This is a genomic window from Bacillus sp. SJS (assembly GCF_000732485.2).
Lineage (GTDB): Bacteria > Bacillota > Bacilli > Bacillales > Bacillaceae > Metabacillus_B > Metabacillus_B sediminis.
The window spans coordinates 198,266-224,735 of the sequence record NZ_JAQV02000019.1 but is presented as its reverse complement, the minus strand read 5'-3'; the positions used below and the strand labels follow the sequence as shown (position 1 = coordinate 224,735).

Here is a 26,470-nt window from a genome sequence, read left to right as displayed (position 1 = left end):
CTCCGGTTTCCCGGAGTTATCCCAGTCTTACAGGCAGGTTGCCCACGTGTTACTCACCCGTCCGCCGCTGACCTCCGAAGAGGTCCGCTCGACTTGCATGTATTAGGCACGCCGCCAGCGTTCGTCCTGAGCCAGGATCAAACTCTCCAAAAAGTAGTTTGACTAGCTCTAGTTTGTTGCTCTAGAATTAACGTTGGCACTTCGATTTGTTTAGTTTTCAAAGATCATTTTGTTTCGTTCGTTTCCTCAGAAGCGACTTTATTAATATACCATTTTCAAAAGCCTGAGTCAACAACTTTTTTATTTTTTTATCGCTGCCGATTTCGGCATTATCGGCTTCGTTCAGCAGCGACGCTTATTAATATACCACCTGCAGCAACCGTGGTCAATAACTTTTTTTAAAAGAATAAGCCCGGTGATAAATTCCTTTGCCCTTCGTTTCAATTAGATGAATGCCCACGAATTGTCTTTCCACTAAAAACTCCAGCAAAATACTGAGATCCACCGCATAATAGGCAACCTCCGGATGAGCAAGCAGCTCTGAAAAATGCCAGAATTCCTTTTCTTCTAATATAGAAAGTAAATGTGCGGCTCCCACATCTGCTTTGGAATGAATTAAAAAATCACTCGCAAGAAAAAGAAGTTCCAGTCTCTTATTAAGAGGCTCTCCGCTATCAATTAGCTCCTGATAAAGTTTATGAACCTGAGGCTCAATCTGCCGAACTTGATTCCAGACAGTAATCTCCGGATAAAACCCCTGATCAATAACTTCTAATCTTGCAAGATGATGAAGGGCATGAACGATATGATTATATGCGTCCAAATACTGCTTTGCTTCAAAAAAAGATTTCCCCTCAAAATAGCGTCTAATCAGCTTCCCGTATTCCATTCCAATTTTCAGCTTTCTTTCAGAGAATGGGAATGTACTAAGTTTTTCTACCATTTGAGATAAATATTCATTCCGATCAAATAATACCTTGCCATTTAAAATCCAATCAATGATTCGTCTGTTTGTTCCAAGCACCAGCCATTCACCGATTTGTTTCTCTGTCACGATATGCATGGATGCCTTTTGATCGTTAAATTCATAATGTTTTATATGTACAGGGATTTCTGCTGTGCGGACAATAATAAGCAAAGCTGCATCAAACATATCCGTTCCCGGAGAGGTTTGGTCCTTTTTTTCAACCATGATGACAGCAAGCGTGTCCGGGTGACTTGCCCGTTCCTGATAGATAGGGCGGAGAATGTTTTCCATTTCAATAATTCCTCCAAGTACAATATTGATTCGTTTCTTACTTCTACATTTTTTTCTAATACCCTTTTTCGACAAACATTTATCCCACTAAAGGATTAAAACATATTTTTCAGGCAGGGATATTTTTCGGATATTAATGGTGTTTTTTTCTAATTCCTTTGCGCTTCCTGTGCTATATTTAGTATAAGGGGTTGATGGGATGGCTCGCGCTTATTCAAACAAGATTAATAAAATAAGAACTTTCGCGCTTAGCTTAGTCTTCGTTGGGTTTTTCATTATGTACTTAGGGATCTTTTTTAGACAATCAATTATCGCAATGACTATTTTCATGCTTCTCGGCTTGCTTTCAGTTTTAGCCAGTACAGCCGTTTACTTTTGGATCGGCATGCTTTCCACACGAGCTGTACAGGTTATCTGTCCTGCATGTCAAAAGCCTACGAAAATTCTCGGGAGAGTGGATATGTGTATGCACTGCAGAGAACCTCTTACACTGGACAAGCAGCTGGAAGGCAAGGAGTTTAATGAAGACTACAACCGAAAAACGGCAAAAAAAAGCTGATAGGCGCTTCCTATCAGCTTTTTTAATGGATGTTTTTTTGAGCACAGCTGCTGCATTCACCGTAGATCTCCATACGGTGATGGCTCACTTTGAATCCAGTAACATGAGCTGCGAGATGCTCAACTTCATCCAGTCCTGGATAATGAAAATCGACAATTTTGCCGCACGTCTCACAAATGACGTGATAATGCTCTGTTGTTACAAAATCAAACCGGCTGGAGGAATCCCCATAGGTTAACTCTTTCACAAGTCCGACTTCCTTGAAAACCCGAAGATTATTATAGACCGTAGCCACACTCATATTTGGAAACTTACCTTCCAAGGATTTATAGATATCGTCCGCTGTAGGATGGTTCATGGAGTGAATAAGGTATTCCAAAATCGCATGACGCTGCGGGGTAATCCGGACTCCGGTTTGCTTTAATGTATCAATCGCTTCCTTGAGCTGATGTTCAGACATCCGCCATGCACCTCTCTTCCGAAAAACATTCTCACATTGTAATATTTATAAATAGTGTACTCTGAGGAATTGAGTTTTGTCAATGCTCCGCCCTGTTTGATTACATATTTCAGCGAAAACTTTTTCAAAAAAAAATGTGCAGAAAATTAATTCTGCACCAATGTCGCACTAACTTTTGAGGAGGTTATGCCTTCCCTCTTACTATATACCGCAGTGCCAATTTCGGGATGGACGAACGCCCCCTTTTCAAACTTTTTTCCTTAAATGTAAAATTATAGTGTGATTCTGATATTAAAGTGATATCATAATGATATAAATATATTGGGGGTCAGATGAATGACAGAGAAAATGATCTGGAAGGTTAATGGATTCATGGGTATCCTATTGTTTCTCATCTTTTGCGGAGGAGCCCTCTTCTTCTTCAACGCACAGCAGCAGTTTGGAGATGTCGCGGGGATTGTTTTAGCGATTGCCTCCCTTCTTCTAGGTATGCTTGTGCTCAGCGGGCTGACGATTGTCCAGCCTAACAAAGCAAATGTTTGTACGTTCTTCGGCACATACCGGGGAGTAATCCGTGATCAAGGATTTTGGATGACGATTCCGCTCACAATCCGCAGCACTATTTCACTTCGAGCGGTGAACTTTAACAGCGACAAGCTCAAAGTAAATGATTTTGAAGGAAATCCAATTGAGATTGCAGCTGTGATTGTTTACAGGGTTTTGGATTCAGCGAAAGCCATGTATGATGTAAATGATTATGTAGAATTTGTCCGCATTCAAAGCGAAACCGGTATTCGTCATATCGCCACCCAATATCCTTATGATAATTTTTATGGAGACGAGGGTATCTCTTTAAGGAAGAATAGTGATGAAATTGCCGACATGCTGGCTGGCGATCTTCAAAGAAGACTTCAAGTCGCGGGGGTTGAAGTGATTGAGGCGAGGATTATGCATCTTGCTTATTCATCCGAGATCGCGTCTGCGATGCTGCAGAGACAGCAGGCAACCGCGGTACTTGCTGCAAGAAAAGTAATTGTTGATGGGGCCGTAGGTCTTGTGAAGTCCGCGATTGATCAGCTTGCTGAAGAAGGCGTTGTGGAATTGGATGAAGAGAAAAAAGCACAGATGGTGAATAATTTGATGGTCTCCCTCGTGTCTGAAAAGGGCATGCAGCCGATTATCAATTCAGGAAGCATCTACTAGGTTGTGATGAAATGAAACGAAAAAACTTCCCTCTCAGAATTGATCCCGAGCTCTATAAAGCTCTTGAAAAATGGGCAGACGATGAAATCCGGAGTGTAAATGCTCAGATCGAGATTATTTTGAAGGAAGCAGTAAAACGCGCTGGACGCAGCAAGAAGGAAGAATAAAGGAAGAACCGGACGCCATGCATCCGGTTCTTTTCATTTTTGTGGAGTAAGCTGATCCCTGTACCAAAAATATACGTAATCGGTCATCAAGGAGGATTCATCCATTTGATGCAGCATCGCTGAAATATTGCCTCTGTGATACGTGCTGTGATTTACAATATGAAAAACGATTTCTGCCAGACTGGTTTCTCTTACTCCGGCATATGGATTGTTGAGTATGATTTTCTTTTCCAGGTCGGGGGTGCTTTCAAAGAAGGTTTGAAATTGAGCATTCAACGCATGGAACTCTTGTTCAATCTCATCCACGGATAGCTCTCCCAGTTTTTCGCGCAGTTTAGCTGCCGCTTCCATAGCAATCGCCATTTCCTTCCCTTCCAGCGCGTGAAGCCACAAATATTCTGTTACATAGATATGAGTCATCGTTGCAGAAACAGAGGGAAAGGTGCTTTTTGTTTCCTTATGAAAGATCTCCTGAGGCAGCGTCTTTAAATGGTCAAAAATCCGCTGATGTGCCCAAACATTGTACTCATAGAGCTTGTTCGGATGGTTCTCCATTATGATCGCCTCCTATATAACTTCCTTCTTCCAATTCGTGTAAGAAGACTAATATTCCTCCTGATTTTGAATTCAAACTGCAAAAAAAGCCCGGGGAACAATCTCCCAGGCTTTCATGGTTTAGTTGGACTCATTTTTTATATAAGTCAGTGCTTCTTCCACATGGTCCTTCACTTTGACTTTTTTCCATTCTTTAATAATCTTGCCTTCAGGATCGATAATAAAAGTAGAGCGTTCAATGCCCATGTATTCTTTCCCGAAGTTCTTCTTCAGCTTCCAGACACCATATGCTTCGGATACCTTATGATCCTCATCGGCAAGCAGATGAAAAGGAAGATCATATTTGTCTCTGAATTTATCATGCTTGTCTACAGGGTCCGGACTCACACCAAGAATCACTGCATTAACATCAGAAAATTCACTGTGGCGGTCGCGAAAATCACAAGCCTGCGTCGTGCATCCCGGGGTCATGTCCTTTGGATAGAAATAAAGAACAACATATTTCCCTTTATAATCAGACAGCTTAACCTTTTCGCTGCCGGCTGCATTCAATTCAAATTCAGGAGCCTGCACTCCAACTTCAATACTCATGTTTTCCCCTCCAAATATGATTTCTATTTAGAGCGTACCCAAAAGCAGGAGTTCGTACAACTATTTAGCGTTTTTATCGATTTCAAGCACGGTTCTTGCTACTAAAATAACCGGCAGCATATATCCGATCAATGCTTCCAGAACGGCAATCAGCCTTCCCGCTCCCACCGGAATAATCTCCCCGTAGCCGACCGAAAACAGTGTGACCGCACTAAAATACAAACTAGTATTTAGATGCTCCAGATAATCGCCTTTAATCGGCTCATTACCCTGCGTTAAAATTCCTTGTCCGGTTTGAATAAATAGAAGGTAAAGCATCGCAAAACCAATCAAAATCGATAAATATAAAAACGCGATGACGAGGATCGTTTCGCGGGACAGGAATTGCTGCTCTTTGAATGTCTTCGCCGTTATCCGAACAGACATGAGCAAACAGATGATGGTTGCAGCACCAATAATCGGTTCCATAGCGGCCTCCGTGTTTGTCCTTTTTGTATGTATATGCTGATTGAAAAGTTAAATATGTTTTTGGTTTGATCTTTGCTTCGCTGATCTTGAAGAGGGTAAAACTTTGCACTGATCCCCGCTCTGCTAAACTTCCCTAATAGTGCATTTTTGCTCTTGCCCCCGCTGAGCCTCCTAATAAAGGGGGAGTGAAAAAAACGCACCTATGGAAATATGATAAATTTTTAACAAACCCAAAAACTATTTGGCACCGGGCGTCGTCTAAGTGTGGAAAGGGGGGAAGACAGGTTGGAAGAATCAATCGCTGAGATATGGGAAACCGAAGACAAGGAAGCCGTTCTCGATGAAATCATTCATTTATACGGACAGGACATCCTCCAGCTTGCTTATTCTTACGTAAAGAATAAAGCAATTGCGGAAGATTTGACTCAGGATATATTCGTGAAGTGCTATAAATCCTTACATACCTATAATAAAAAATCCAAGATTAGGACTTGGCTATGGAGAATTGCCATTAATACATGCAAAGACCATGTAAAGAGCTGGTACAGCAAAAACGTTATGGCTGCAAGCGAAGAACTAACGCATAGCTGGGATTCTGAACAATTAGTTGAAGAGGAAGTTCTGCAAAAAGATACCGATGACCTGCTTGCAGCCGCAGTCATGGAGCTGCCGATTCAATATAGAGAGGTCATTTACTTGTTTTATTTTGAAGAATTAACGATTAAAGAAATCTCTACTTTAGCCAGCGTTAATGAAAACACCGTTAAAACAAGAATGAAGCGTGCTAAAGAACTTTTGAAGGAAAGATTGGAGGACAATAATCAATGGACAAGCGATTAAAATCACTTCGCAAGTCGATGGAAAGTTCAACATTTAGTAACCTAACCTTTACTGACCGGATGCACAGTGAAATAAAGAAAAAAATCAAAGAAGAAATATCAGAACAAGACCTGCTTCTGGCCGTCATGCAGCTGCTGACAACCCAAAAAACCGGATTTGTATTATCCCGGTCTCTAAGCTCTCGAGGCATTCATAAGTTTCATGAAAATGAAGGAGAGCTATACACAATGCTCCATCAACTTGAATCAAAAGGCTGGCTCTCTAGCCGCTGGGATGATGAGAGCCGCAAGCACTATCAGCTAAATGACAAAGGAAGGAAGCTGCTCAACAAGCTGGAAAGAAAATCAGCCGTTCCTTCATTAAAGTGGAAAGAGCTGCTGGAGGGATAAAAAATGAGCGATCAAAAGACGTTTTTAGGTGAAGTGATGCAACATATTAAAATGAAAGAGGCAAGGAAGCTTGTGACTGCAGAGCTTTCCAGTCATATCGAGGATGTAAAGAAAGAGTGGACCAAGAAGGGACTTTCTGAGAAGGAAGCTGAAGAAAAAGCGGTTGAGCAAATGGGGAGTCCGTATGTGATTGGCGAGAAGTTTAACAAAATTTATCGACCTCAGGTGGATTGGGTAACATTAGCACTGCTGGCTGCCGCATCGGGTCTTGGGTTTCTTCCTCTTATCACGTTGCCTGATATTGGACAAAACTATGTACTTAAACATTTTATCAACGTTCTGGTTGGTACCGGTACTGTATTCGCAATCATGATTTTTGATTACAGAAAATGGATAAAGAACAGCTGGATTTTTTATTGTATAGGAATCGTTCTTTTAATAGTGATGACCTATGGGACAAGGTTGAATCTCCCAATGAACTTTTTCCCAACCGCCAACGGGGTTACCTTCATTCATATTGGCCCTTTCTATATGAACAGTTTTCTTCCATTATTGTCCTTTTACATAGGGTGGGCTTCGTTATTAGAAAAACGCTATTTAAAGATATGGCATTTCATCCTGCTCTACCTTGCTCCGCTTCTTTTATTCATAATGGCTAATCCTTCAGCTTCTCTATTGTACACCGCTATGGTCTTCACGATGGTTTATCATAGTAAATCTAAAAATAAACGAGTGATGCTGTTTACTGGAGCAGGTATATTCGCGTCAGCGGGAATAGTAATGATTTTAAGGCGCTCTCGATTAGAAAGGTTATCCGGATTTCTAAACCCTGAAAAAACCGAGAATTATCAGAATAATTATGGGTATATATCCGTGCAAATAAAAGAAATTTTATCAACCTCCACCATGTTTGGTAACGGAACCAGTATAAAAGAAATACAGAACGGGGGCTTAGAATTCGCTTTTATAAAACTTATCGGTCATTACGGATTCTTTGTTGCTTTTTTAGCTGCAGGGGTGCTGATCCTTTTGCTCATTCGCATCCTCCATTTAAATTTTTCCTCAAGAGACACCTTTGGAAAAACACTTGCTGCTGGGGGATCCGCACTTTATTTGGGGCAGCTATTCTACAACCTGTGCATGTCGCTTGGATGGCTTCCTATCATATCCATGCCTCTTCCGTTCATTGATTACGGAGGCTCTGCACTTCTTGTTAACTCTGTTATTTTCGGAGCGATATTGAGTGTTTTCCGCAGGAAACACCTTCCCCCTGTTCAACCATAAAATTAGAAAGACCGGCCCCATCAAGCAGAGCCGGTCTTTTCCTCTATCTCTTCTTCACTTTCTTACTTATCAACTGATACAGCTTCTCCCACTCGGGAGCTTTTTTTGGTTCTTCTTTAGGGGGTGTTTCTTTTTTCTTGGCCATCAGGATTGGCTCCTTTCGACTGTGGGTTTGCACTGACCCCCGTTCTGCTAAAGGACTAAACCTCCGTCCACGTTACTTTAGATAGCACACTGGGCGCGGGTTTAACAGGCTGATGCTTGTTCCCCCGCTGCACTGCCGCATTGGGGGTCAGTGCATTGCTCTGACCTTCATTCCGCTAAAGGACTAAATCTCCGTCCCCACCCATTGTAATTGCACACTGAACGCGGGTTTAGCGGGCAGCTGCTCAATCCCCCGCCGCACTGCCGTATTGAGGGTCAGTGCAAGCAAAGTACCTAACAAAGCACCAAATTCAGTTCCCCGCTCCCCGATACTGCTTCACTCCCTGATTCCACACAAATACAGCTATCAAGAAGAAAGCAACCCCGACAATCGGCGTTAAAAATGCATAGGTGTACCATTCTTCTTTTCTCAGAAAGTACGCTGCCGGATACATGCCAACGAAAGCGAATGGCAGGATCCACGTTAAAACGAAGCGGATGGCTTTATTATAAATATCAACCGGATAACGTCCATAGTTACCGATATTATACATCATCGGCATAATGGATGTCCGGGAGTCGGAGTAGAAGCTGATGCTTGCGATCATGATAAAGATTCCCGCATATACCAATACTCCTCCAACGGTGAAAAGGATGAAGACGAGCGGATCATGCCAGTAAAACGGCAGCCCAAGCTGGGATCCCGCGTACATCATAACAGCAAAACCAGTAACGGCTCCGAACAGCGACTCCAATTCCATCCTCTCGAGCGTGACCTGGAAGAGGCTATGGATCGGCCTTGTTAAAATCCGGTCCATCTCTCCTTTTACAATGTACCGTTCATTAAAATCCCATATGTTGAAAAAAGCTCCGAAAATCGCAAACGGGATAAGGAAGAATCCATAAATAAAGATGATTTCATTTTGATTCCACCCGCTTAATGACTGGGTGTGGCCAAATACAACGAGGATAAATATCAAATTGACGGCCTGGAACAGAAAATCGGAAAAGATTTCAACGAGCACATCAGCCCTGTATTGCAGCCTCGTTTTCATATATTGTCCTGCATATTGGATAAACATCGATACGTAATACATGCGTTACCCTCCCTGGATGACCATTTGCTTTTTTGCCAGCATCCATAGAAGCTGGATTGGAATAAGGAGGAGGATAGCCCATATTCCTTGATACAGAAGTGCCTGCAAGAGTTCGTTTCCTTTATAGGCCTCTGTGAAAATCATATTTGGCACATAGCTGATTGCCTGGAACGGGAAATATTGCATGACTCCCTGCGCCCAGCCCGGATAAAAGCTGATCGGCAAAAGCAGCCCTGAAAACAGATCCACTACTACCCGTTTCGCTCTGATTAACCCATCATTATTAAATAGAAAGAACGTCATAATACCTGTAAGCAAATTGATTTGTGTGTTGATAATAAAGCTGAAAACGAGTGACAACGCAAAAAAGATCCATGTTGCGGCATTCCCCGGAAATTCCAGCGGAAAAACAAAAGCGATAAAAATCATGCCCGGCATTGAGAAGAATAACAGGCGAAATACCCCTTCACCGAACGCCTGCATCGTTTTCATCCCAAGATAATGATAGGGACGAAGCAGCTCGACGGCTACCTTCCCTTCCTTAATTTCAAGGGCAATTTCCCTGTCGATGTTGTTGAAGTAAAAAGCGCGCGCCATCCAGGCCACTGCCACATAAGTAGACATCTGCAGCACAGTCAGACCCTGAATATTCCCTTTGTCTCCATAAATTGCGGACCACAAAAAGAAATAAGCACCGATGTTAATGCTGTAGATCAAAATGCCGCTATAGTAGTTCGTCCGGTACGCAAGCATCATCAAAAAGCGGATGCGCACCATTTCTATATATTTATCCATGCCAAGACCCCCGCATCATGTCAGGATCCTCTTCTCCGGCTGGTAGCCTTTTTCATAAATCTGGCGGATGATTTCTTCTGTTGAAACCTCATGAATGCTCATATCCAGCACTTTTTTCGCTCCTACTACACGTCCGATAAGCTCGGACATGCCGGCTTCCTGTGCTGTGAGCAAGGCCGTCCAGCTGTTTTCATTGTTTTGCTGCCAGAAAACTTCAAGCTCCTCTGATAGAACCTTTAATGATGATTCATCTACAGGCTCTCCAAACTGGAACTCAATCTTCTTTCCTTCGCCGAAATCCTGGCGGAGGTGCGCAAGCGCGCCATCATAAATAATTTTTCCCTGGTCGAGCATGATGACCCGCTCACAAAGCGCTTCAATATCGGATAAATCATGGGTGGTCAGCAAAATCGTCGTTTTGTATTTCTCATTCATTTCCTTCAAAAACTGGCGGATCTTCAGTTTCACCAATACATCCAGTCCAATTGTCGGCTCATCCAGAAACAAGAGCGGCGGATTATGGATCAATGCAGCGGCAAGCTCGCATCTCATCCTTTGTCCCAACGACAGCTTCCGGACCGGCTTATCCAGCAGCGGACCGATATCAAGCGATTCAATCACATGCTCCATGTGGTTTTTATAATCCTCATCAGAAACCTTGTACACTTTTTTCAAAAGACGGAATGATTCCTGTACCGCGATATCCCACCAAAGCTGGGAGCGCTGGCCGAATACTACTCCGATCGAGCTTACAAATTTCTCCCGCTGCCTGTGGGGGTCCATTCCATTGACACGAACCGTTCCGGCCGTTGGATTCAGGATTCCCGTCAGCATTTTTATGGACGTGGATTTTCCCGCCCCGTTTTCACCGATATAACCGACCATCTCTCCCTGCTTGATGGTAAACGATAGATCGTCGACAGCGCGGACCACTTTATAATTGCGTGTAAACAAATCCCGGAAAGCGCCTCCCAGGCCTTCCCGGCTCGAATAGGCTTTAAATTCCTTCCGAAGCCCTTCTGTTTCAATGACATTTTTCATTTTGCACGTTCCCTTCGTAATGTCTGCCAAAGATAGTTTAGCCTATATCATCCCAACTTTGAAGGAATTCATCTTCCCTGGAAAGAATAAAATGCAGAAACCCATATCCTTTTAAGTCATTCATCCGTTTAGTATACAAAGGTGCACCTTTAAGGAGTGAAATCGATGAAAAAGAGCAGCGCTGCTCGTTTTGAAAAGAAAGACCTTACTGAAACGTATCTTTCCCTATTTAAATATTGTCTCATTCTCACACGAAATAAATGGGACGCCGAGGATCTCGCCCAAGCAACGGTATGCAAACTTTTGGAAAAATATCAAGAACTGCCGGAAGATCTGCCCCAGGCACTTTATAACAAAGCCGCCTGCCATTTGCACATTGATTTCTACCGCAAACAAAAGCGGATGACTACCGGGTTCGTTCCATCTGATTTAACTGGAGCCAATACAGAAAGCAAAATAGCGGAGCTTGCCGAATGGCTTGCATCGGTCATGACGAAAAAACAGGCAGCAGTCTTTGTGCTGAAGGAAGCGCTGCTTTTCAAAAATGAAGAAATTGCTGAAATAACAGGCTTTACAGTTGCAACCGTTAAAGCCCTGCTATTCAGGGCGAGGCAGCACTCGATGCAGGAGGGCACATCGGATATTGACGGAGAGCTGGCCGCTGCCATCAGCCGCTCTCTGACTGAAGAAGATCCGCATCCCCTGCTCAATCTGCTGACCCTCGTTCCGAAAACAAACAGCGGACCGATGGCACTTATGGCCGCTTAATAAACGGAGGATTTGCAGATGAACATGATACCTTATGTAGTGGAACAAACGAAACACGGTGAGAGATCGTATGACATATACTCAAGGCTTTTAAAAGACCGCATCATCATGATTAGTGACGAAATCAATGATCATACAGCCAACAGCGCGGTTGCCCAAATGCTTTTCCTCGCTTCAGAGGATCCGGAAAAAGATATTTCCCTCTATATAAATAGTCCGGGCGGTTCGGTAACCGCAGGGTTCGCGATTATCGATACGATGGATTACATTCAACCTGATGTGAAAACGATCTGCATCGGGATGGCCGCTTCCATGGGGGCGATGCTGCTCCTTTCCGGGAAAAAGGGAAAACGGTATGCGCTCCCTTCAGCCGAGGTGATGATTCACCAGCCGCTTGGAGGTGCCCGCGGCCAGGCGTCCGATATTGAAATAACCGCGAAACGCCTGCTTCACACCAAACAGATCTTGAATGAAAAAATCGCCAAACAGACCGGACAGCCGATTGAGAAGGTTGCCCGGGATTCAGACCGCGATTACTATATGACCGCAAAAGAAGCACTCGCTTATGGAATCGTTGATGAAATCATTGCCAAGTAGCTGAACAGAAATCCTCCTGAAAAAGTGCTAGAATAAAGAGCAGACTTTTTTAGGAGGATTACTTATGCAATTTACCAGATCAGAAGAACTTCAAAGAGAAGCCCTTGAACATATTGTCGGCGGTGTAAACAGCCCGTCCCGATCCTATAAAGCCGTAGGCGGAGGAGCTCCCGTTGTCATGGAAAAAGGCCAAGGCGCATACTTTTGGGATGTCGACGGAAATAAATACATAGATTATCTGGCGGCGTACGGTCCGATCATTACCGGACATGCACACCCTCATATTACAAAGGCCATTACTAAAGCGGCGGAAAACGGCGTTCTCTACGGAACCCCTACTCCGTTCGAAATTGATTTTGCTAAAAAACTGAAGCAAGCCATGCCGAACATGGAAAAGGTGCGCTTTGTGAACTCGGGTACGGAAGCCGTCATGACGACGATCCGTGTAGCCCGTGCTTACACAGGACGCGATAAAGTCATTAAGTTCGCAGGCTGCTATCACGGCCACTCCGATCTTGTCCTTGTTGCAGCAGGATCAGGTCCAGCGACACTCGGTACACCGGACTCTGCAGGGGTTCCAAAAAGCATCGCCCGGGAAGTCATCACCGTTCCATTCAATGACATTGAACCGTTCCGCGAAGCGATGGAAAAATGGGGAAGCGAAATTGCCGCTGTACTGGTCGAGCCAATCGTCGGCAACTTCGGGATTGTTGAACCGAAACCCGGCTTCCTGGAGCAGGTAAACGAAATTACCCACAATGCCGGAGCCCTAGTAATTTACGATGAAGTCATCACGGCATTCCGCTTCATGTATGGAGGCGCTCAGGATATGCTCGGCGTAACCCCTGACCTGACCGCACTCGGAAAGATCATCGGCGGCGGCCTGCCAATCGGCGCTTACGGCGGCAAAAAAGAGATTATGGAAACTGTCGCACCGCTCGGACCTGCATATCAGGCAGGTACAATGGCCGGCAACCCCGCATCCATTCTTTCCGGAATCGCCTGCCTCGAAGTACTGGAGCAGGAAGGCGTATACGAAAAAATGGACCGTCTTGGCGCCATCCTTGAAGAAGGCATCCTAAAGCATGCGGCTGCAAATGAAGTCACAATCACAGTAAACCGTCTGAAAGGCGCGCTGACGATCTACTTTACCGATGAAAAAGTAGAAAACTATGAACAGGCCGAAAACACAGATGGCGAAATGTTCGCCCGCTTCTTTAAGGAAATGCTGCATCAGGGAATCAACCTTGCCCCTTCTAAATACGAGGCCTGGTTCCTGACAACCGAGCATACGGAAGAAGATATTACGGAAACTCTTGCTGCAGTGGAAAAAGCGTTTAAAGCTTTGAAAAAATAAAATTTGGTAAGGGACCGGCATGCTTTAGAGCCGGTCCTTTTTTGTTTACGGGCTACCTGCGGCCGTTTACGGGCCAAGTTTCAACGAATACGGGCCACTTACCAAGGTTTCCGGGCCAAGTTCCAAATACACAGGCAAATTCCCGCAGCCCATATACCTACTGTATAAAAATACACAATTATACAATCCGATTACCCTTTCATTCTCTGATTCTTTTTAAACGCAACTATGAAAACGCTTACTTAATCATGCATATAAGCGTTTGGAACAAATATGCCACAGTTGTTGACATGAATGCCGCTTTCATCATTTTGCATAAATAATTGAAAATGTTTTTCTTAGGTGGTATGATAAAAGCTATAATTCTGAAAATTATATAAATTCAGTGCACGATCTACACTTGCCCGGCACTGTTTTCTTTTCTCTTCTCCGCCCTAATTTTACATCCTATTACTCTTCAATCTTACTTACCATTTCAACACTTATCAGCAGGAGGTGAAGGCGCAGCGAGCGGAATAAAAAGTTCCCTCATGGCAGCCGATGAATATGAAGCAAAAGTGGAGTCCCAGTACATTTAAAAACTATGAAAACGCAGAACACGATGCATGCGGAATTGTTTCAATAGTAGAGAAACATAACATACCGACAAAAGAGAACATCGATGCATGTATTAAAGCCCTTGTCACGATGAACCACCGTGCAGGCTTCATTAATGAAGAAGGCGACGGTGTAGGCATTCACATTGATATCCCGCGCGATCTCTGGAAGCAAAAGCTTGAAAAGGCCGGTGCCGATTCAAACCTGACAGACCGGGACGATTTTATTGTCGGACATTTCTTTTTATCACGCCATGGCAATCAGTCTGAAACGAAGAAAGCCGCAGAAAAGCATATTGCTTCCTATGGATTTGACATTGTTTTTGAAACGGACAAAGTCACATCTTCTAATGCACTTGGACCAATAGCCGTTCAGGAGGAGCCTCTTTTCTGGCAGACTGCCCTGATTCCTGTAAAAGAAACGAATGAAACACTGACTAAACGCTTATTTGATTTGGCTATCGAACTTGAGAAGGATGAGCATATCCATACCGCTTCTCTGAGCCAGCATGCCGCAGTTTACAAAGTAATGGGCGCGGGGGACGTTCTGCCTCAGTATTATCATGACCTGGCAGATCCGCTAGTGGCGTCTTCCATGACTCTCGGCCACAACCGCTATTCAACGAACACCCTATCAAACTTTTTCCGTGTGCAGCCGTTCAGCATGCTCGGCCACAACGGTGAAATCAATACCATTTCAAAGCTTCGCGATGAGGCGCGCATGATTGGTGCCCCGCTCACTATCGGCGGAAGTGATTCACAGGATTTGAATCGGACGATCGAGACCCTCGTATGCCGTGACGGATACAGCTTATTTGAAGCACTTGATGTCCTGTTCCCTCCTATTATTAATGAAATCAAGTCTTATCCAGACCACCTGAAAGATTTGTATACCTATATTAGGGAAGCTTGGGGCCATTTTGCACAGGGTCCTGCGGGCATCATTTCCCGTTTCGGAGATGAAGCCGTCTACAGCGTGGATGCTCTGGGGCTTCGTCCGCTTTGGAAGGTAGAAACAAAAACTTCCTATATTTTTGCATCAGAGCCCGGCATCATTCCGGCTAGTGAATACATGGCTAATCCAAAGCCGCTGGCGCCTGGTGAAAAAGTGGGCTTGAAATGGGATGGGGATTCTATCAAAGTCTATGATTATCCTGCTTACCAGGAGGAAGTTCACGGCCGCTTTACAAGCCGCGTTCAGATAGACGGCTTTGGCACCCATTTGAATCATCCTGTTTCAAAAGGAAAATGCTCAACTTCACCGGTTATGAAGCTTCATAACGGTCATTACGCAGCATTCGGCTGGGACCGGGAGCATATCCAGCTTCTTGAGCAGATGGCGGATAAAGGCGTTGAACCAATCCGTTCTCTTGGACATGATGGTCCTCTTGCCGCCATTCATCCAGGCCGTAAAAACCTGGCAGACTTCTTTAAAGAGAGCGTTGCCGTCGTAACAAACCCTGCTATTGACCGGGACCGGGAATCCGAGCATTTCTCAACCCGTACGATTGCCGGAAAAAGGCCGTCCCTGTTTGATGCGGAATCTTTTGAGCATATTTTAGAGCTTCCTTCTCCAATCGTGATGGAAGGCCTTCTCGCTCATGAAGCATTTGAAGCGTCCAATCAGCTCCCATATGAGGAGTTATCCGAACATTTCTCAAGAAATAAACAGCTTTATGTTTTAAATACCGTTTTTTCTGAGAATGAATCCCTGAAGGAAGCACTTGACCGTCTGACTGCCGAAGCCATTCAAGCGGTTCGCGATGGTGCTGCGCTGCTTGTACTGGACGATCATCTTGCCCATAAGGACGGAAATCTGTGGATTGATCCCCATTTGATTACGTCTGTGATTGATCAGACCCTTGTTGCTATGCAGCTGAGAAGGGACTGTTCAATTCTTCTCCGATCCGGAGCAATCCGTTCCCTTCATGACATCATTACGGCATATGGACTGGGTGCGAATATCCTGAATCCGTACATGATTTTTGCGACAGTAGCGGAAGACGGCCAGACACAGCCTTCTGTTAATCTTTTTGAAGCTCTGAATAAAGGTCTGGAAAAAGTCATTTCAACGATCGGCATTCACGAACTGCGCGGGTATGGACGCCTGTTTTCAGCTATCGGTCTTAATCATGAAATCGGTGACTTGCTTGATATTCCGAACTTCCTTGGTTCAAATGAGCTGCGCTACAATTTCAATCAAATGAAAACAGATGCGGTTGAGCGGGCAGAGGATTTTGAAAATGAAAAAGCCCGTCCTACAAAAACCTTCCATCTGTTCCCAAGGATCTGGAAAGCGATTGGAGATGTGGCTGCAAACGGTGATTATGAAGCATACCGCGAAAAAATTACCGAGCAGGAGGAAGCAAATCCAATCGCAATTCGCCACCTGACGAGCCTGAAGCAAACCGATTCAAGCGTAAATCCGGAAAAGGTGGATATAAGGGTCGGCGAGCATGACCTGCCGTTTATCATTGCTTCCATGTCCTTCGGATCCCAGAACGAAATCGCCTTCCGTGCCTATGCCGAAGCAGCGGATCAGCTGAATATGGTCAGCCTGAACGGTGAAGGCGGAGAAATTAAGGATATGCTCGGCAAATACCCGAAAACGCGCGGCCAGCAGGTTGCATCCGGACGTTTCGGAGTCAATGCAGAGCTGCTGAACTCCTCTAACCTTCTTGAAATCAAAATCGGCCAGGGAGCAAAGCCTGGAGAAGGCGGCCACTTGCCGGGATCTAAAGTAACAGCAAAGATAGCGGAAGCCCGTAATGCGACGATTGGTTCTGATTTGATTTCTCCGTCAAACAACCATGATATCTATTCCATTGAAGACCTTGCGCAAATGATTACCGAGCTGAAAACGGCGAATGATCAGGCGAAGGTCGCGGTAAAAGTGCCGGTTGTGCCAAATATCGGAACCATCGCTGTAGGAATTGCCAAAGCAGGCGCTGACATTATTACCTTAAGCGGATTTGACGGAGGAACAGGTGCTGCCAGAATTCATGCACTTCAATATGTTGGGCTTCCTGTTGAAATCGGTGTGAAGGCTGCACACAATGCCCTTCTTGAAGCCGGACTGCGCCAAAAGGTTGAACTATGGGCAGACGGCGGTGTGAAAAGCGCGCTGGATGTAGTAAAACTTATGCTGCTTGGGGCAAACCGCATCGGCTTCGGTACTCTTTCCATGATCGCCATCGGCTGTACAACGTGCCGCGGCTGTCATCTGGATACGTGCCACGTCGGAATTGCAACGCAAATCGAATCTGAGGCACAGGCAAAAGAACACGGACTTAGACGTTTCGTTCCAAGACAATACGATAATGCCGTTCAGGGATTAAAAAACATGTTCACAGCGTTCGGAAGCGAACTGAAGGCTTTGACGGCTTCACTAGGCTTTACGAACCTGCAAAGCATTGTCGGCCGCTCCGATTTGCTTGAGCAAACAAAAGAGACCGATGCAATGGATCTTTCCCTATTGCTGAAGCCACTTGAAATACAGAACCTTGCGAGTGCTCATAAAGAGGTGGCAGCAAGCAGCCAGGAACGCGGTCTTGCCGTTGCAGCAGGAGCAGAATATCTGGATTACAGGGATGAAGATCTTCATCAGTCCAGGGAATTTGCAAGCATCACCTCCGAACAGCGCGTTCTTGGAAGCCGCGTATCCGGTCATCGGGTTCGCGAGCGCCTTGACGGATCCTATAAAGAACTGGAAGACATCCGTTTGACATATAGGAACGGATCTGTTCCCGGCAACGGACTTGGTGCATACAATTCAAGCGGAATCACGATATCCGTTGAAGGCGGCGCACAGGACGGAACCGGAAAAACGTCCTTCGGCGGTGCGATCCGCGTCCTGAAAGGAAAAGGCGGAGACGGCGAATTTTACAGCGGCTCGGTCGGGAAAGGCTTCGGCTACGGTGCCCAAAGCGGAACCCTTCTCGTTCAGGGAGATGCAGATGCAAGAGCCGGGATTCGTCTATCCGGCGCCGACATGATCATCGGCGGCCGCATCGAAAAGCCAATTCCGGCAGTAGAGCATGGAAACATAGGAGTCAACGCAAACATCAAGGGCTTTGCCTTCGAGTACATGACAAACGGCCGCGGCCTTGTCCTCGGTGACCCGGGTCCATGGATTTGCGCAGGGATGACAGGCGGAGTCGTCTATGTCCGCCAGCAGCCTGAAATGGGGCTCAATCAAACGGCCCTTGAGCGCCGAATCGCTAAAGGTGCAAAAGTTGAAATTACCCATCTAAATAAAAAAGGCCTGTCCGATATTCAGGAGCTTCTCGGTATCTATATCGCCGCTCTTGAAGAACATGGACAGCAGGCTGAAGCGGAAGATTTAAAGCAGCTGCTCGACAATCCGGCGCAGCATTTCCTGCAGCTTGTACCGGCTAAGGAACAGGCAGATCCTTCTGTTTCTACGGAGTGATATTGGTGGTTGATAGGTGAGAACCGGTCCTTTGGGGGCTGGTTCTTTTTTTGCGTTTATGCGGGGTGCCAGTCCCGACTTGCTTTAACGCAACAGGGGACGGAGATTGCGGTCTTTAAACCCTGTGTTATCAAGGCTTTGAAGCTCCGGTGCCAGAGCTTTCGTTCTTTACAGAAACCGGGGACTGGCACGGTGCCAGTCCCGTCATTCTTCACCGCAGCGGGGGACAGAGACTGCGTCATGCGAAGCCTTGTGGCGCAGCGGATGGCGGAAATGGTGCCAGAGCTTTACTTCTTTATAGAGTGCGGGTCAGGCACGCACTAAACAACCCTACGCACACTTCTTCCAAAAAGCATAAAGCGCCGGTACCAGTCCTCCTTTCCCTACCTTTAACAGAGCTGCCTTTTCCCCCTGATTCGGTTCAGACAGGTCCTGAAGGAAATTAACGATTATCTGCCTTCTTTCGAGCACAGACACTGCTCCGGCTTGAAAAAACCACTCATCAATCGTATTATAAATCCCTCTATTCACTCCGAAGACCTCTTTGCAATATTGCTGAAAAACAAGATCAGGACTGTTCACGGTTTCCGCTGTAATCATCCTTCTCCCTCCTATTTCACTGTTCCTGTTTTGGCTATTCTTGTTTTTTCCTTAATTTCTACCTGCGTAATTTCGTTTGCATGAACGGTAATAAGCAATGAACCATATTCAAGGCGCTGCAACAAGGACATCAAATACTCTATTTTCTTTTGATCAAGCTTCTTCATCCATGTCCACTCCTTCTGATTAGATAATAAAAAAGGCTCTTTATTCCTCGCCCAAGAGGGGAAATAAAGAGCCTTCGGTTAACCGATCGGCAAAATAATTTTATTAATTGTATTTTAAACAATTTTATCCTATCGGTCAACTCGGAATTGAGAAATGATCCAAATGGATCAAGAAAAGGTTTGAGACATGGCATATGGGCAGCCCGATAACATCGCATCTGTTTGTAGGAATCGTTGAAGACATTACCGAGTTTTAGAAATTGAGGTCAAACTATAATTATAGTAGTTTTTTCCTTTTTCATATAAAATTGGTATATTACCAATTTTGTTGTTAATCAAAGCATTTTGCAGTACGGATGATTGGAGCGTAAATCATCCCATCCTGTTTTAAAAAGAGGTGTGAAAATTTGATCGAAAAAATTACAAAATTAAAAAATCAAGTAAAGAACTTACAAGAAGATGAAACCAAATCCCTTTTATTTCACATATTACTGCGAACCGATTTAATTCAAGATTCAGATCAGGAACTCGCAATAGAAATCCAGGAAATGTTTCATGATCTCCTTAAGTCGAAGGAAAAACAAGCTGCCCCTAAAAATAATGATAAAGCCGTGCACCTCGTTTTCGGTGATTCTGCAGCTGGATGCTTAAAGGAAGCAAGGAAGATGTACCCTGAAAAGGTGATCAGCATTCCGGATATGCTGTCTATCGGACCCATCTCCCTATTGAATGAGGAACAGGGCGTAACCCTTAGATATGAGTGGCTGAAACACCACATTCTTTTTGAACATGATGAGGATATCCAATCAAAGGAAAATCGCTTAAACGATGCCATCACTGAAATTAAAGCCATCCCTGAGCAAATTCCTGTTTGGATCTGGAGCGGGGAAAATTCACATGAACAAACCGGACACAGGCTTGCCCTCTTTTTATTAAGAGGAAAAAACAATCCTGTTCATGTCTTGAATACTGCAAAAGAATTCAGAGAAGCTTTTCCTCACAAAGCCAATGAGGGGTACCCGCGGCATACCGGTGAGCTTTTGCCTGATCAGCTATCAGCTATTTACGAAAGCAACCAATCATCCCCTTCTCTTTCTGAAAAAGCAAGGAATGCGATAGAACGTGAATGGATTGAATTATCATCTTCTAAGGAGCTTTTAAGGATTTGGGAAAATGAAGAAATTAAGAGCGTCAGTGAAGCGTTTTACGATGATCTTATATTAGATACCGTTCGGGGTCTGCAAAGCAGGGGAGAACAGGGGTTTATGAAAGCTGCAAGAGTCATAGGCGAACTGATAGGACACTTGGATCAGCAGATTGGTGATTCTTTTTACGAATACCGGCTGAGGCATTTAATCATGGAGGGATATCTTGAGATTTATGGGGTACCAAAAGCAATGCGCTATTATAGTGTGAGGCTGAGGAAGGCCGGAAACCTTTTAAAGGATTGACCATTTAGACCGATTTTAATTTTGTTTAATAACTGTTCTTGCTTTTAGCTCAAAACGACTTATTAACGCCTTTACCGTTATCATTCTTTCTGCCATCTGCACCGTTACTTCCGTTCAGCTGCTTTTCTTAAACGGGATTTTTGATGACGAATTGAACAGTGCCGGTGACCCTGTAACCTTTTATCTATTTTTGCTGTCTTAGGATTAAGCTGTTTATATTTTGTTGTCTATTTAGGTAAAAAAGCAAAACTGGGGTGAAGGAATGAAAGACTCGTGGGCTGGGAGCGATCATAAATATCTAGATGAAACTGCAGTAAAAACGATTGGCCCTATTACTGCCGGACTATTCGGCGGAAGCTCCGAATCCGGCCAGACTAAAAATGAGGACGGGTTTTTCGTAATGACAGGAGACGATTGGGAATTCGCAGTGATTTTGGATGGGCACAAATCCGCTGAGAGTACGACTCTTGTTATGAAGGAATTTGACAAACATGATGACCCAATCCGTACTATTCTCTGTAAGCAGCCTTCGGAAGCAATAAAGCAGCTGCAGGAGTTCCTGTCTGCTTTTTTCATGAATCCTGATTTTCTTAGTTCTTGCAGGAGGGTTCAGGGGGAAACTGCCTGTCTGATTGCTGCCCGCAAAGAAAAATATTTGTTTTGGTTTTCAATTGGTGATTGCGTCCTCCACCTTTTTCATCCTGAGCTTGCAGCTCTCGGCGAGTATCAGCAGAACCACCGCAGCTTCTATGAATGGGTTGGGCAGGTGAACACGTTCGATCTTTCCGTTCCATGCTTCAGCTCCGGTGTTAAGGAACTTAGAAAAGGCACCAGCCACATTCTCCTTGCGACGGATGGGCTTATTGAGTGTCCGGATCTTCCCTATGTAAAGCCTGAGGCCGTTTTCGCAGAGTTCAGGCAAAGAACTCATGAAGACGGTGTTCTTCATTTAATGACCGAAGCATCCAGAGCAAAAATTCTCGACAACTGCACCATACTTTCCTGGAAAGCCCGGGTTGAACAAGAAGGCAGTATGCCGAGTGACCTTATTAAATGAAAAAAAGGCATGAATCCTGACGGGTTCACTTTTGAGTACAAAAACAAAAAAACACATCAAAAGGAGTGCCAAATCTTATTGATTTTGCCGATAAATCTTCATAAATTGCAATACAAAATGCACCCTGAAATGCACATTACAAAACTCTCTGTTCCTCAAATTATCTGATGCAACTTCTCATACACTTTTAGGCACACAAAAAAGAAACTGAGGGCAGCATGTATGATAAAATACAGAGAACAGAATCTTCAATTAAAGGTGATTGTTGAATAAGCACAAGTGGATAAAGGTAGGAAAGTGACATAGAAGTAGGAGAAAGTATGAAAAGAAGCAAAAACAGAAATAGGAGATCTATTAGGGATACATTCAGGGAAATTAGAAGTGAATTATTATTTGAATTGCTATGGAACATCTTAACTTTTATTCCAAGAATGATGTTCCGCTTAATAAAAAGCATTTTTAACCGCTATTAAAAAATCAGGGGCTTTAATTGAATAATCGTCATAAATAAATGGTCAGAGGCACATCAGCCACTGACCATTTTTATGCAAATATAATTGTTGTTTTCGCTACAAATAACTCTACCATTATTTTTGTTTATTAGGAAGTTTGCACTTCAAAACAGAACCCGTTGCCTTTTTCTTTATGTATCAAATAACGTACCATTAATTGCTTGGACATATCTTTCTGCTGATTTTTGAACGGAATGATTGGCATCATCCAGTACAACACGATGAAAAGCATTGTAAAGCCGGTTAAATTTTAATGGTCTTACTTTTTCAGCTATCTCTTCAACCTTGCCAGGCGGCAGCGGAATCAGATTCGGATAGCTGTACATGAAGCTCACCCATTTCCGGTCAGCGACGACCTGGATCACATCCCCCGTAAGCAACACTCCATTATCGCTGTTTCCATTTATCCATTGGAGCACTGCTCCGCCCTTAAAGTGTCCTCCCAGCCGGTGCAGAACGATGCCTTGGTGGAGTTCTAAGGACTCTCCAGACCAGAAGATGATTTTATCACTGCTTCTCGTTACCCATTCTTTGTCATCCTCATGAATATAAATGGGAGCATTGAAGGTTTCTGCCCATTCCACTTGAGTCGAATAATAATGGGGATGGGAAAGAGCAATCGCCTGCAGTCCTCCCATTTCATTAATATGCTGGATGGTTTGCTGGTCCAGATAGGTGATGCAATCCCAAAGGACATTAAACCCCTTCTCTTGAACCAAATAGGCCGTCTGGCCAATTCCAAATCCCGGTTTGGTCGTTACACTGTACAGTCCCTGTTCTTCTGCAAGGATCTCATTTTTATAAGTACCTGATTTTTGCATTTCTTCAAGGGTCGTCCATGTCTGGCCTGAAGGACTGACATATTGTCTTTCTTCTGAACAAATTATACATTGGGATGGACTTTGTATCTTTCCGTATTGCACTCCGCATGTTGCACAAATAACATAATTCATGGCAGTGACTCCTCTTGTTTATTTTTCATTCGTGATGATTGCTCATTTCTGCTTCTCCATCTTCCCCGCCTAAATGCGGATTGCCCATACAACTATCTGTTTAAAACAGAGGCAAAGCAACTGTATTAAAATTAATCCTGTTTTAATTTACCATTGTTGCTAGATAAAAGAACAGACAAATTCACTAAAAATGGTTAAATTCTATTTCATTAGTGTAAAGGCTTCCATCCTTATAAATAGTGGGGGTGTTTTTCCTCTTTTGCTGGAGCGCGTTATGATTTATCCGAAAATGGGAAATAGTATCTTGAATAATCCTTTTAAACGTTGTATATTACGTAGTTGTTTACTTAAACCCTTTGAAAGGAATGTAACCTTAACTTATATGAAACTCGGTGCCAGAATTTTAAAGACAGGGATTGCGATTACCATTGCATTATGGATTGCCTCTCTGTTGAACCTGCCATCTCCGGTTTTCGCGGGGATCGCAGCGATTTTTGCCATTCAGCCAACGATTTACCGTTCTTATTTATCCGTAATTGAACAAGTGCAAGCGAATTTTATTGGAGCCGCTTTTGCTATAATGTTTGGACTTATATTTGGCCCCCATCCATTCGTCGTCGGTTTGACTGCCGTCATCGTCATTTCCATTAACCTGAAGCTCAAGATTCAAAATACCATTCCCGTTGCGATTGTAACAGTCATCGCCATCATGGAGACACCCGGGGAAAATTTCATCCAGTTCGCCCTGCTCCGTTTTGGAACCGTCATGCTTGGGGTTTTCTCTGCATTTATTGTGAACCTGCTATTCCTGCCTCCAAAATATGAGACGAAGCTTTACTACCGAATTTCTGACAGTACAGAGGAAATTCTGAAGTGGATCCGGATCAATATCCGCCAGGCTTCTGAACATAGTGTCCTGAAAGAGGACATTGAGCGTCTAAAAGAAAACATGATGCAGCTCGATCAGCTTTATCTTCTTTACAAGGAAGAGCGAAACTATTTGCGCCGCAACACGCTGACAAAATCAAGGAAGCTCGTTCTTTTCAGACAGATGCTTCTGACAACGAACAAGGCGCTGGATACACTGAAAAAGCTGCACCGCCTTGAAAACGAGCTTCACCTGACAACACCTGAGCTGCAGCAGATCATCACAACAGAATTGGATTACCTGCTTAGCTACCATGAACGCATTCTTTTGAAATTTATCGGCAAAATCAAAACGGAAACACCGAATGAGTTAATACAAGAAGGGTTTTTCAATAAACGGGAACTGGTAGAGGAGTTCATGAAATATCAAAATCAATGCCATGACCCTGCCTGCTTCTATCACATGCTTCCGCTCGTAGCGAACATCTTGGATTACAGTGAACAGCTGGAGCATCTTGATACGCTGATCAACAGCTTCCAGAGCTATCATAAGGAAGAAAATGAAATTGAAATAAGCGAGACGAAAGAATAGGGATGGCCAAAATATTAAGCATTTGAAATAGCCTGTAAATTAAGCACCTAAAAAACGCCTGGAGATTTTTCCAGGCGTTTTTTCTTCGTGTTAAAACTATTTTTTAAAAGGCACTGTGAAATTTGGCTGTTGATTTCCGCTACAGACCTCGCTTCAATCAACAGGTGTTAGAACATTAGGCTTTAACACAGCTTATATCAAAAGCCGTGCTAATTTAATAGTTCAATTGTTTTCATAGGCTTTATGCCAATGATACGGCTGTATCTCCTTTAAAGTTTTGTACTCCAATATACCATTTGTGTTTGTTACAGCAGCTTGTACATTTTCTCCCCAGTAAAAAAGCCGTTCTTGGCATACGCCACAAGGAGTTAAAACAGTAAATTCCGATTTTTCATCCTCTCTTACAACGCAAATAGTATGTGTTACCTTTGTATTCAGTTTATGGGCTTCAAGAATTGCACCTGTTTCCATACATAATTCAGTTGATGCATTGATCACTTCTGGGGCAACACTTGTTAAAATTTGACCGTTTTCTGTATACATCGCTGCAGCTCCGCCCCACCCGGTAGGATATCTTTTTTCTATTAAATCTATAGCTGATTGATATAATTGTCGTTCAATATTCATTTTCTTCTACCCTTTCACTTTTACTCTCAAATAATACTTTAACATATAACCCCAAATTACGATAAAAACATAAAAACACCTTCAAAACGGCAGCAATGCAACCATTTCGAAGGTGTTTTAAGGAGCTTATTTTTAACCTTTTCAATGCTTTGATTTAGGATCAAGCGCATCTCTAAGCCCATCCCCCATTAGGTTGAAGCCTAAAACTGTCAGCATTATGGCAAGTCCGGGAAAGATCATTGTCCACGGTGCCTGAATCAGGTACTGCTTTGAATCCGAAAGCATTTTCCCCCACTCCGGACTTGGTGCCTGTGCGCCGAGTCCAAGGAATCCAAGGGCAGCAGCTTCAATGATCGCTGTTGCGATGGCAAGGCTTGCCTGAACGATAATCGGAGAAAAGCTGTTCGGCAGCACATGCTTGAAGAGAATTCGGGCATCCTTCATGCCAATCGACTTCGCGGCCATAATATAATCCTCCTGCTTCACACTGAGCACCTTTGCCCTCAGCAGCCGTCCAAAGTTCGGAATGTTAATGACAGCAATCGCAATTAACGCATTTTGAAGGGATGGCCCCAGAATAGAAATGATGGCAATGGCAAGCAGGATACTTGGAAAAGCAAGCATGATATCAAAAAAACGTGAAATTATGGTGTCTGCCCATTTACCGTAATAGCCGGCGATTATCCCGAGCAAACAGCCAATAATAACCGATCCCAGTACAGAAAAGAAGCCGACAAACAATGAAATTTTTGCCCCGTGAACAACTCTTGAAAAAATATCCCGGCCAAAGTCATCTGTTCCAAGCCAGTGCTCGGATGATGGCGGCAGCAGACGTTTTGTTAAGTCCTGCTCGTTAATTCCAAAGGGGGCAATTAGCGGCGATAAAATGGCAACAATGATAAAGAATAGGACAATAGCTGTTCCCGCTACTGCTATTTTATTTTTCATAAAGGAGCGGAGCCCTTCCTGAAAAGGGGTTAGTGGTTTTTCTTCAGCATATTGGATGGATTGCGGCAGCTGCGGTTCTCCCATAGTCGTTCCCC

Annotated in this window: 26 protein-coding genes and 1 rRNA gene; 13 read left to right on the top strand and 14 right to left on the bottom strand. The window is 44.0% G+C overall.

Annotated elements, in window-relative coordinates; translation table 11 throughout:
• Together AS29_RS11680 and AS29_RS11675 are read right to left on the bottom strand one after the other, a co-directional pair.
• A 16S ribosomal RNA gene (locus AS29_RS11680) occupies positions 1-153 on the bottom strand; the annotation flags it as partial.
• Positions 154-385: 232 nt separating this feature from the next.
• Positions 386-1,258 carry a nucleotidyltransferase-like protein gene (locus AS29_RS11675; protein WP_035406032.1) on the bottom strand — a complete coding sequence of 291 codons (873 nt, stop codon included), beginning with the start codon at positions 1,256-1,258 and terminating at the stop codon, positions 386-388.
• Positions 1,259-1,457: 199 nt separating this feature from the next.
• On the opposite strand from AS29_RS11675, the gene AS29_RS11670 reads away from it, so the two are divergent.
• Positions 1,458-1,817, top strand: coding sequence for a YgzB family protein (locus tag AS29_RS11670; protein WP_035406030.1), 360 nt, complete (start codon positions 1,458-1,460; stop codon positions 1,815-1,817).
• 22 nt (positions 1,818-1,839) lie between these two features.
• Here AS29_RS11670 and perR read toward each other — a convergent pair whose 3' ends face one another.
• Positions 1,840-2,277, bottom strand: coding sequence for a peroxide-responsive transcriptional repressor PerR (gene perR, locus AS29_RS11665; protein WP_035406029.1), 438 nt, complete (start codon positions 2,275-2,277; stop codon positions 1,840-1,842).
• A gap of 336 nt (positions 2,278-2,613) precedes the next feature.
• On the opposite strand from perR, the gene AS29_RS11660 reads away from it, so the two are divergent.
• Both AS29_RS11660 and AS29_RS21395 read left to right on the top strand, forming a co-directional pair.
• Positions 2,614-3,480: an SPFH domain-containing protein gene (locus tag AS29_RS11660; protein ID WP_035406025.1), complete on the top strand. Its 867-nt coding sequence runs from the start codon at positions 2,614-2,616 to the stop codon at positions 3,478-3,480.
• Positions 3,481-3,491: 11 nt separating this feature from the next.
• On the top strand, positions 3,492-3,647 hold the full coding sequence (locus AS29_RS21395) for a ribbon-helix-helix domain-containing protein (RefSeq protein ID WP_123914226.1): 156 nt from the start codon (positions 3,492-3,494) through the stop codon (positions 3,645-3,647).
• A gap of 33 nt (positions 3,648-3,680) precedes the next feature.
• Here the strand turns inward: AS29_RS21395 and AS29_RS11655 are convergent, their stop codons facing one another.
• The 3 genes from AS29_RS11655 to AS29_RS11645 all read right to left on the bottom strand — a co-directional run bounded on the left by AS29_RS11655 (position 3,681) and on the right by AS29_RS11645 (position 5,261).
• On the bottom strand, positions 3,681-4,202 hold the full coding sequence (locus AS29_RS11655; protein WP_035406023.1) for a DinB family protein: 522 nt from the start codon (positions 4,200-4,202) through the stop codon (positions 3,681-3,683).
• Positions 4,203-4,322: 120 nt separating this feature from the next.
• A complete protein-coding gene (gene bcp, locus AS29_RS11650; protein ID WP_035406021.1) occupies positions 4,323-4,793 on the bottom strand; it encodes a thioredoxin-dependent thiol peroxidase in 471 nt (156 codons plus the stop codon).
• Between the two features lie 60 nt (positions 4,794-4,853).
• The gene (locus AS29_RS11645) at positions 4,854-5,261 is read right to left on the bottom strand and encodes a potassium channel family protein (protein WP_035406020.1); all 408 of its coding nucleotides are present in this window, start codon (positions 5,259-5,261) and stop codon (positions 4,854-4,856) included.
• Positions 5,262-5,546: 285 nt separating this feature from the next.
• Between AS29_RS11645 and AS29_RS11640 the strand changes: the two genes are divergently transcribed.
• Genes AS29_RS11640 through AS29_RS11630 form a run of 3 tightly spaced genes read left to right on the top strand, consistent with a single transcriptional unit; the run spans position 5,547 to position 7,774 of the window.
• A complete protein-coding gene (locus AS29_RS11640; RefSeq protein ID WP_035406016.1) occupies positions 5,547-6,101 on the top strand; it encodes a sigma-70 family RNA polymerase sigma factor in 555 nt (184 codons plus the stop codon).
• Complete coding sequence (locus AS29_RS11635) at positions 6,086-6,490, top strand: PadR family transcriptional regulator (protein WP_035406014.1); 405 nt, start codon at positions 6,086-6,088, stop codon at positions 6,488-6,490. The genes AS29_RS11640 and AS29_RS11635 overlap by 16 nt, the downstream gene beginning before the upstream one ends.
• 3 nt (positions 6,491-6,493) lie before the next feature.
• Positions 6,494-7,774: an FtsW/RodA/SpoVE family cell cycle protein gene (locus AS29_RS11630; RefSeq protein WP_035406012.1), complete on the top strand. Its 1,281-nt coding sequence runs from the start codon at positions 6,494-6,496 to the stop codon at positions 7,772-7,774.
• Positions 7,775-8,229: 455 nt separating this feature from the next.
• Here the strand turns inward: AS29_RS11630 and AS29_RS11625 are convergent, their stop codons facing one another.
• Genes AS29_RS11625 through AS29_RS11615 form a run of 3 tightly spaced genes read right to left on the bottom strand, consistent with a single transcriptional unit; the run spans position 8,230 to position 10,851 of the window.
• Complete coding sequence (locus AS29_RS11625) at positions 8,230-9,015, bottom strand: ABC transporter permease (protein WP_035406010.1); 786 nt, start codon at positions 9,013-9,015, stop codon at positions 8,230-8,232.
• Positions 9,016-9,018: 3 nt separating this feature from the next.
• Positions 9,019-9,810, bottom strand: coding sequence for an ABC transporter permease (locus AS29_RS11620; protein ID WP_035406008.1), 792 nt, complete (start codon positions 9,808-9,810; stop codon positions 9,019-9,021).
• Between the two features lie 15 nt (positions 9,811-9,825).
• Positions 9,826-10,851: an ABC transporter ATP-binding protein gene (locus tag AS29_RS11615; RefSeq protein WP_035406005.1), complete on the bottom strand. Its 1,026-nt coding sequence runs from the start codon at positions 10,849-10,851 to the stop codon at positions 9,826-9,828.
• A gap of 165 nt (positions 10,852-11,016) precedes the next feature.
• Here AS29_RS11615 and AS29_RS11610 point away from each other — a divergent pair, with 165 nt between their 5' ends.
• The 4 genes from AS29_RS11610 (at position 11,017) to AS29_RS11595 (ending at position 18,601) form a co-directional block, all read left to right on the top strand.
• Entirely contained in the window at positions 11,017-11,619 is a 603-nt protein-coding gene (locus AS29_RS11610; RefSeq protein ID WP_051860613.1) for a sigma factor-like helix-turn-helix DNA-binding protein, read from the top strand.
• A gap of 18 nt (positions 11,620-11,637) precedes the next feature.
• Complete coding sequence (gene clpP, locus AS29_RS11605) at positions 11,638-12,216, top strand: ATP-dependent Clp endopeptidase proteolytic subunit ClpP (protein WP_035406002.1); 579 nt, start codon at positions 11,638-11,640, stop codon at positions 12,214-12,216.
• A gap of 64 nt (positions 12,217-12,280) precedes the next feature.
• Positions 12,281-13,573, top strand: coding sequence for a glutamate-1-semialdehyde 2,1-aminomutase (locus AS29_RS11600; protein WP_035405999.1), 1,293 nt, complete (start codon positions 12,281-12,283; stop codon positions 13,571-13,573).
• Positions 13,574-14,119: 546 nt separating this feature from the next.
• A complete protein-coding gene (locus tag AS29_RS11595) occupies positions 14,120-18,601 on the top strand; it encodes a glutamate synthase-related protein (RefSeq protein ID WP_035405997.1) in 4,482 nt (1,493 codons plus the stop codon).
• A 330-nt stretch (positions 18,602-18,931) separates the two neighbouring features.
• Here the strand turns inward: AS29_RS11595 and AS29_RS11590 are convergent, their stop codons facing one another.
• Complete coding sequence (locus AS29_RS11590) at positions 18,932-19,201, bottom strand: hypothetical protein (RefSeq protein WP_035405995.1); 270 nt, start codon at positions 19,199-19,201, stop codon at positions 18,932-18,934.
• Positions 19,202-19,212: 11 nt separating this feature from the next.
• On the bottom strand, positions 19,213-19,368 hold the full coding sequence (locus tag AS29_RS21065) for a YezD family protein (protein WP_082883825.1): 156 nt from the start codon (positions 19,366-19,368) through the stop codon (positions 19,213-19,215).
• A gap of 407 nt (positions 19,369-19,775) precedes the next feature.
• On the opposite strand from AS29_RS21065, the gene AS29_RS11585 reads away from it, so the two are divergent.
• Both AS29_RS11585 and AS29_RS11580 read left to right on the top strand, forming a co-directional pair.
• On the top strand, positions 19,776-20,819 hold the full coding sequence (locus AS29_RS11585; RefSeq protein WP_051860612.1) for a DUF1835 domain-containing protein: 1,044 nt from the start codon (positions 19,776-19,778) through the stop codon (positions 20,817-20,819).
• A gap of 262 nt (positions 20,820-21,081) precedes the next feature.
• On the top strand, positions 21,082-21,876 hold the full coding sequence (locus tag AS29_RS11580) for a protein phosphatase 2C domain-containing protein (RefSeq protein WP_035405993.1): 795 nt from the start codon (positions 21,082-21,084) through the stop codon (positions 21,874-21,876).
• Between the two features lie 643 nt (positions 21,877-22,519).
• Here the strand turns inward: AS29_RS11580 and AS29_RS11575 are convergent.
• Complete coding sequence (locus AS29_RS11575) at positions 22,520-23,341, bottom strand: hypothetical protein (protein WP_035405991.1); 822 nt, start codon at positions 23,339-23,341, stop codon at positions 22,520-22,522.
• A 382-nt stretch (positions 23,342-23,723) separates the two neighbouring features.
• On the opposite strand from AS29_RS11575, the gene AS29_RS11570 reads away from it, so the two are divergent.
• Positions 23,724-24,800 carry an FUSC family protein gene (locus tag AS29_RS11570; protein ID WP_035405989.1) on the top strand — a complete coding sequence of 359 codons (1,077 nt, stop codon included), beginning with the start codon at positions 23,724-23,726 and terminating at the stop codon, positions 24,798-24,800.
• Positions 24,801-25,022: 222 nt separating this feature from the next.
• Here the strand turns inward: AS29_RS11570 and AS29_RS11565 are convergent, their stop codons facing one another.
• Together AS29_RS11565 and nikC are read right to left on the bottom strand one after the other, a co-directional pair.
• On the bottom strand, positions 25,023-25,427 hold the full coding sequence (locus AS29_RS11565; protein ID WP_035405987.1) for a cytidine deaminase: 405 nt from the start codon (positions 25,425-25,427) through the stop codon (positions 25,023-25,025).
• A gap of 141 nt (positions 25,428-25,568) precedes the next feature.
• Positions 25,569-26,459, bottom strand: coding sequence for a nickel transporter permease (gene nikC, locus AS29_RS11560; RefSeq protein WP_051860611.1), 891 nt, complete (start codon positions 26,457-26,459; stop codon positions 25,569-25,571).
• Positions 26,460-26,470: the final 11 nt, after the last annotated feature.

What these genes read in the sequence shown, in the direction of transcription:
- AS29_RS11590 (WP_035405995.1), bottom strand. Translation starts at nt 19,201, where the DNA reads ATGATTACAGCGGAAACCGTGAACAGTCCTGATCTTGTTTTTCAGCAA.
- AS29_RS21395 (WP_123914226.1), top strand. Translation starts at nt 3,492, where the DNA reads ATGAAACGAAAAAACTTCCCTCTCAGAATTGATCCCGAGCTCTATAAA.
- AS29_RS11620 (WP_035406008.1), bottom strand. Translation starts at nt 9,810, where the DNA reads ATGGATAAATATATAGAAATGGTGCGCATCCGCTTTTTGATGATGCTT.
- AS29_RS11595 (WP_035405997.1), top strand. Translation starts at nt 14,120, where the DNA reads ATGAAGCAAAAGTGGAGTCCCAGTACATTTAAAAACTATGAAAACGCA.
- AS29_RS11635 (WP_035406014.1), top strand. Translation starts at nt 6,086, where the DNA reads ATGGACAAGCGATTAAAATCACTTCGCAAGTCGATGGAAAGTTCAACA.
- AS29_RS21065 (WP_082883825.1), bottom strand. Translation starts at nt 19,368, where the DNA reads ATGAAGAAGCTTGATCAAAAGAAAATAGAGTATTTGATGTCCTTGTTG.
- AS29_RS11625 (WP_035406010.1), bottom strand. Translation starts at nt 9,015, where the DNA reads ATGTATTACGTATCGATGTTTATCCAATATGCAGGACAATATATGAAA.
- AS29_RS11630 (WP_035406012.1), top strand. Translation starts at nt 6,494, where the DNA reads ATGAGCGATCAAAAGACGTTTTTAGGTGAAGTGATGCAACATATTAAA.
- AS29_RS11575 (WP_035405991.1), bottom strand. Translation starts at nt 23,341, where the DNA reads ATGAATTATGTTATTTGTGCAACATGCGGAGTGCAATACGGAAAGATA.
- AS29_RS11615 (WP_035406005.1), bottom strand. Translation starts at nt 10,851, where the DNA reads ATGAAAAATGTCATTGAAACAGAAGGGCTTCGGAAGGAATTTAAAGCC.
- AS29_RS11570 (WP_035405989.1), top strand. Translation starts at nt 23,724, where the DNA reads ATGAAACTCGGTGCCAGAATTTTAAAGACAGGGATTGCGATTACCATT.
- perR (WP_035406029.1), bottom strand. Translation starts at nt 2,277, where the DNA reads ATGTCTGAACATCAGCTCAAGGAAGCGATTGATACATTAAAGCAAACC.
- clpP (WP_035406002.1), top strand. Translation starts at nt 11,638, where the DNA reads ATGAACATGATACCTTATGTAGTGGAACAAACGAAACACGGTGAGAGA.
- AS29_RS11645 (WP_035406020.1), bottom strand. Translation starts at nt 5,261, where the DNA reads ATGGAACCGATTATTGGTGCTGCAACCATCATCTGTTTGCTCATGTCT.
- AS29_RS11670 (WP_035406030.1), top strand. Translation starts at nt 1,458, where the DNA reads ATGGCTCGCGCTTATTCAAACAAGATTAATAAAATAAGAACTTTCGCG.
- bcp (WP_035406021.1), bottom strand. Translation starts at nt 4,793, where the DNA reads ATGAGTATTGAAGTTGGAGTGCAGGCTCCTGAATTTGAATTGAATGCA.
- AS29_RS11610 (WP_051860613.1), top strand. Translation starts at nt 11,017, where the DNA reads ATGAAAAAGAGCAGCGCTGCTCGTTTTGAAAAGAAAGACCTTACTGAA.
- AS29_RS11675 (WP_035406032.1), bottom strand. Translation starts at nt 1,258, where the DNA reads ATGGAAAACATTCTCCGCCCTATCTATCAGGAACGGGCAAGTCACCCG.
- nikC (WP_051860611.1), bottom strand. Translation starts at nt 26,459, where the DNA reads ATGGGAGAACCGCAGCTGCCGCAATCCATCCAATATGCTGAAGAAAAA.
- AS29_RS11660 (WP_035406025.1), top strand. Translation starts at nt 2,614, where the DNA reads ATGACAGAGAAAATGATCTGGAAGGTTAATGGATTCATGGGTATCCTA.
- AS29_RS11565 (WP_035405987.1), bottom strand. Translation starts at nt 25,427, where the DNA reads ATGAATATTGAACGACAATTATATCAATCAGCTATAGATTTAATAGAA.
- AS29_RS11600 (WP_035405999.1), top strand. Translation starts at nt 12,281, where the DNA reads ATGCAATTTACCAGATCAGAAGAACTTCAAAGAGAAGCCCTTGAACAT.
- AS29_RS11655 (WP_035406023.1), bottom strand. Translation starts at nt 4,202, where the DNA reads ATGGAGAACCATCCGAACAAGCTCTATGAGTACAATGTTTGGGCACAT.
- AS29_RS11580 (WP_035405993.1), top strand. Translation starts at nt 21,082, where the DNA reads ATGAAAGACTCGTGGGCTGGGAGCGATCATAAATATCTAGATGAAACT.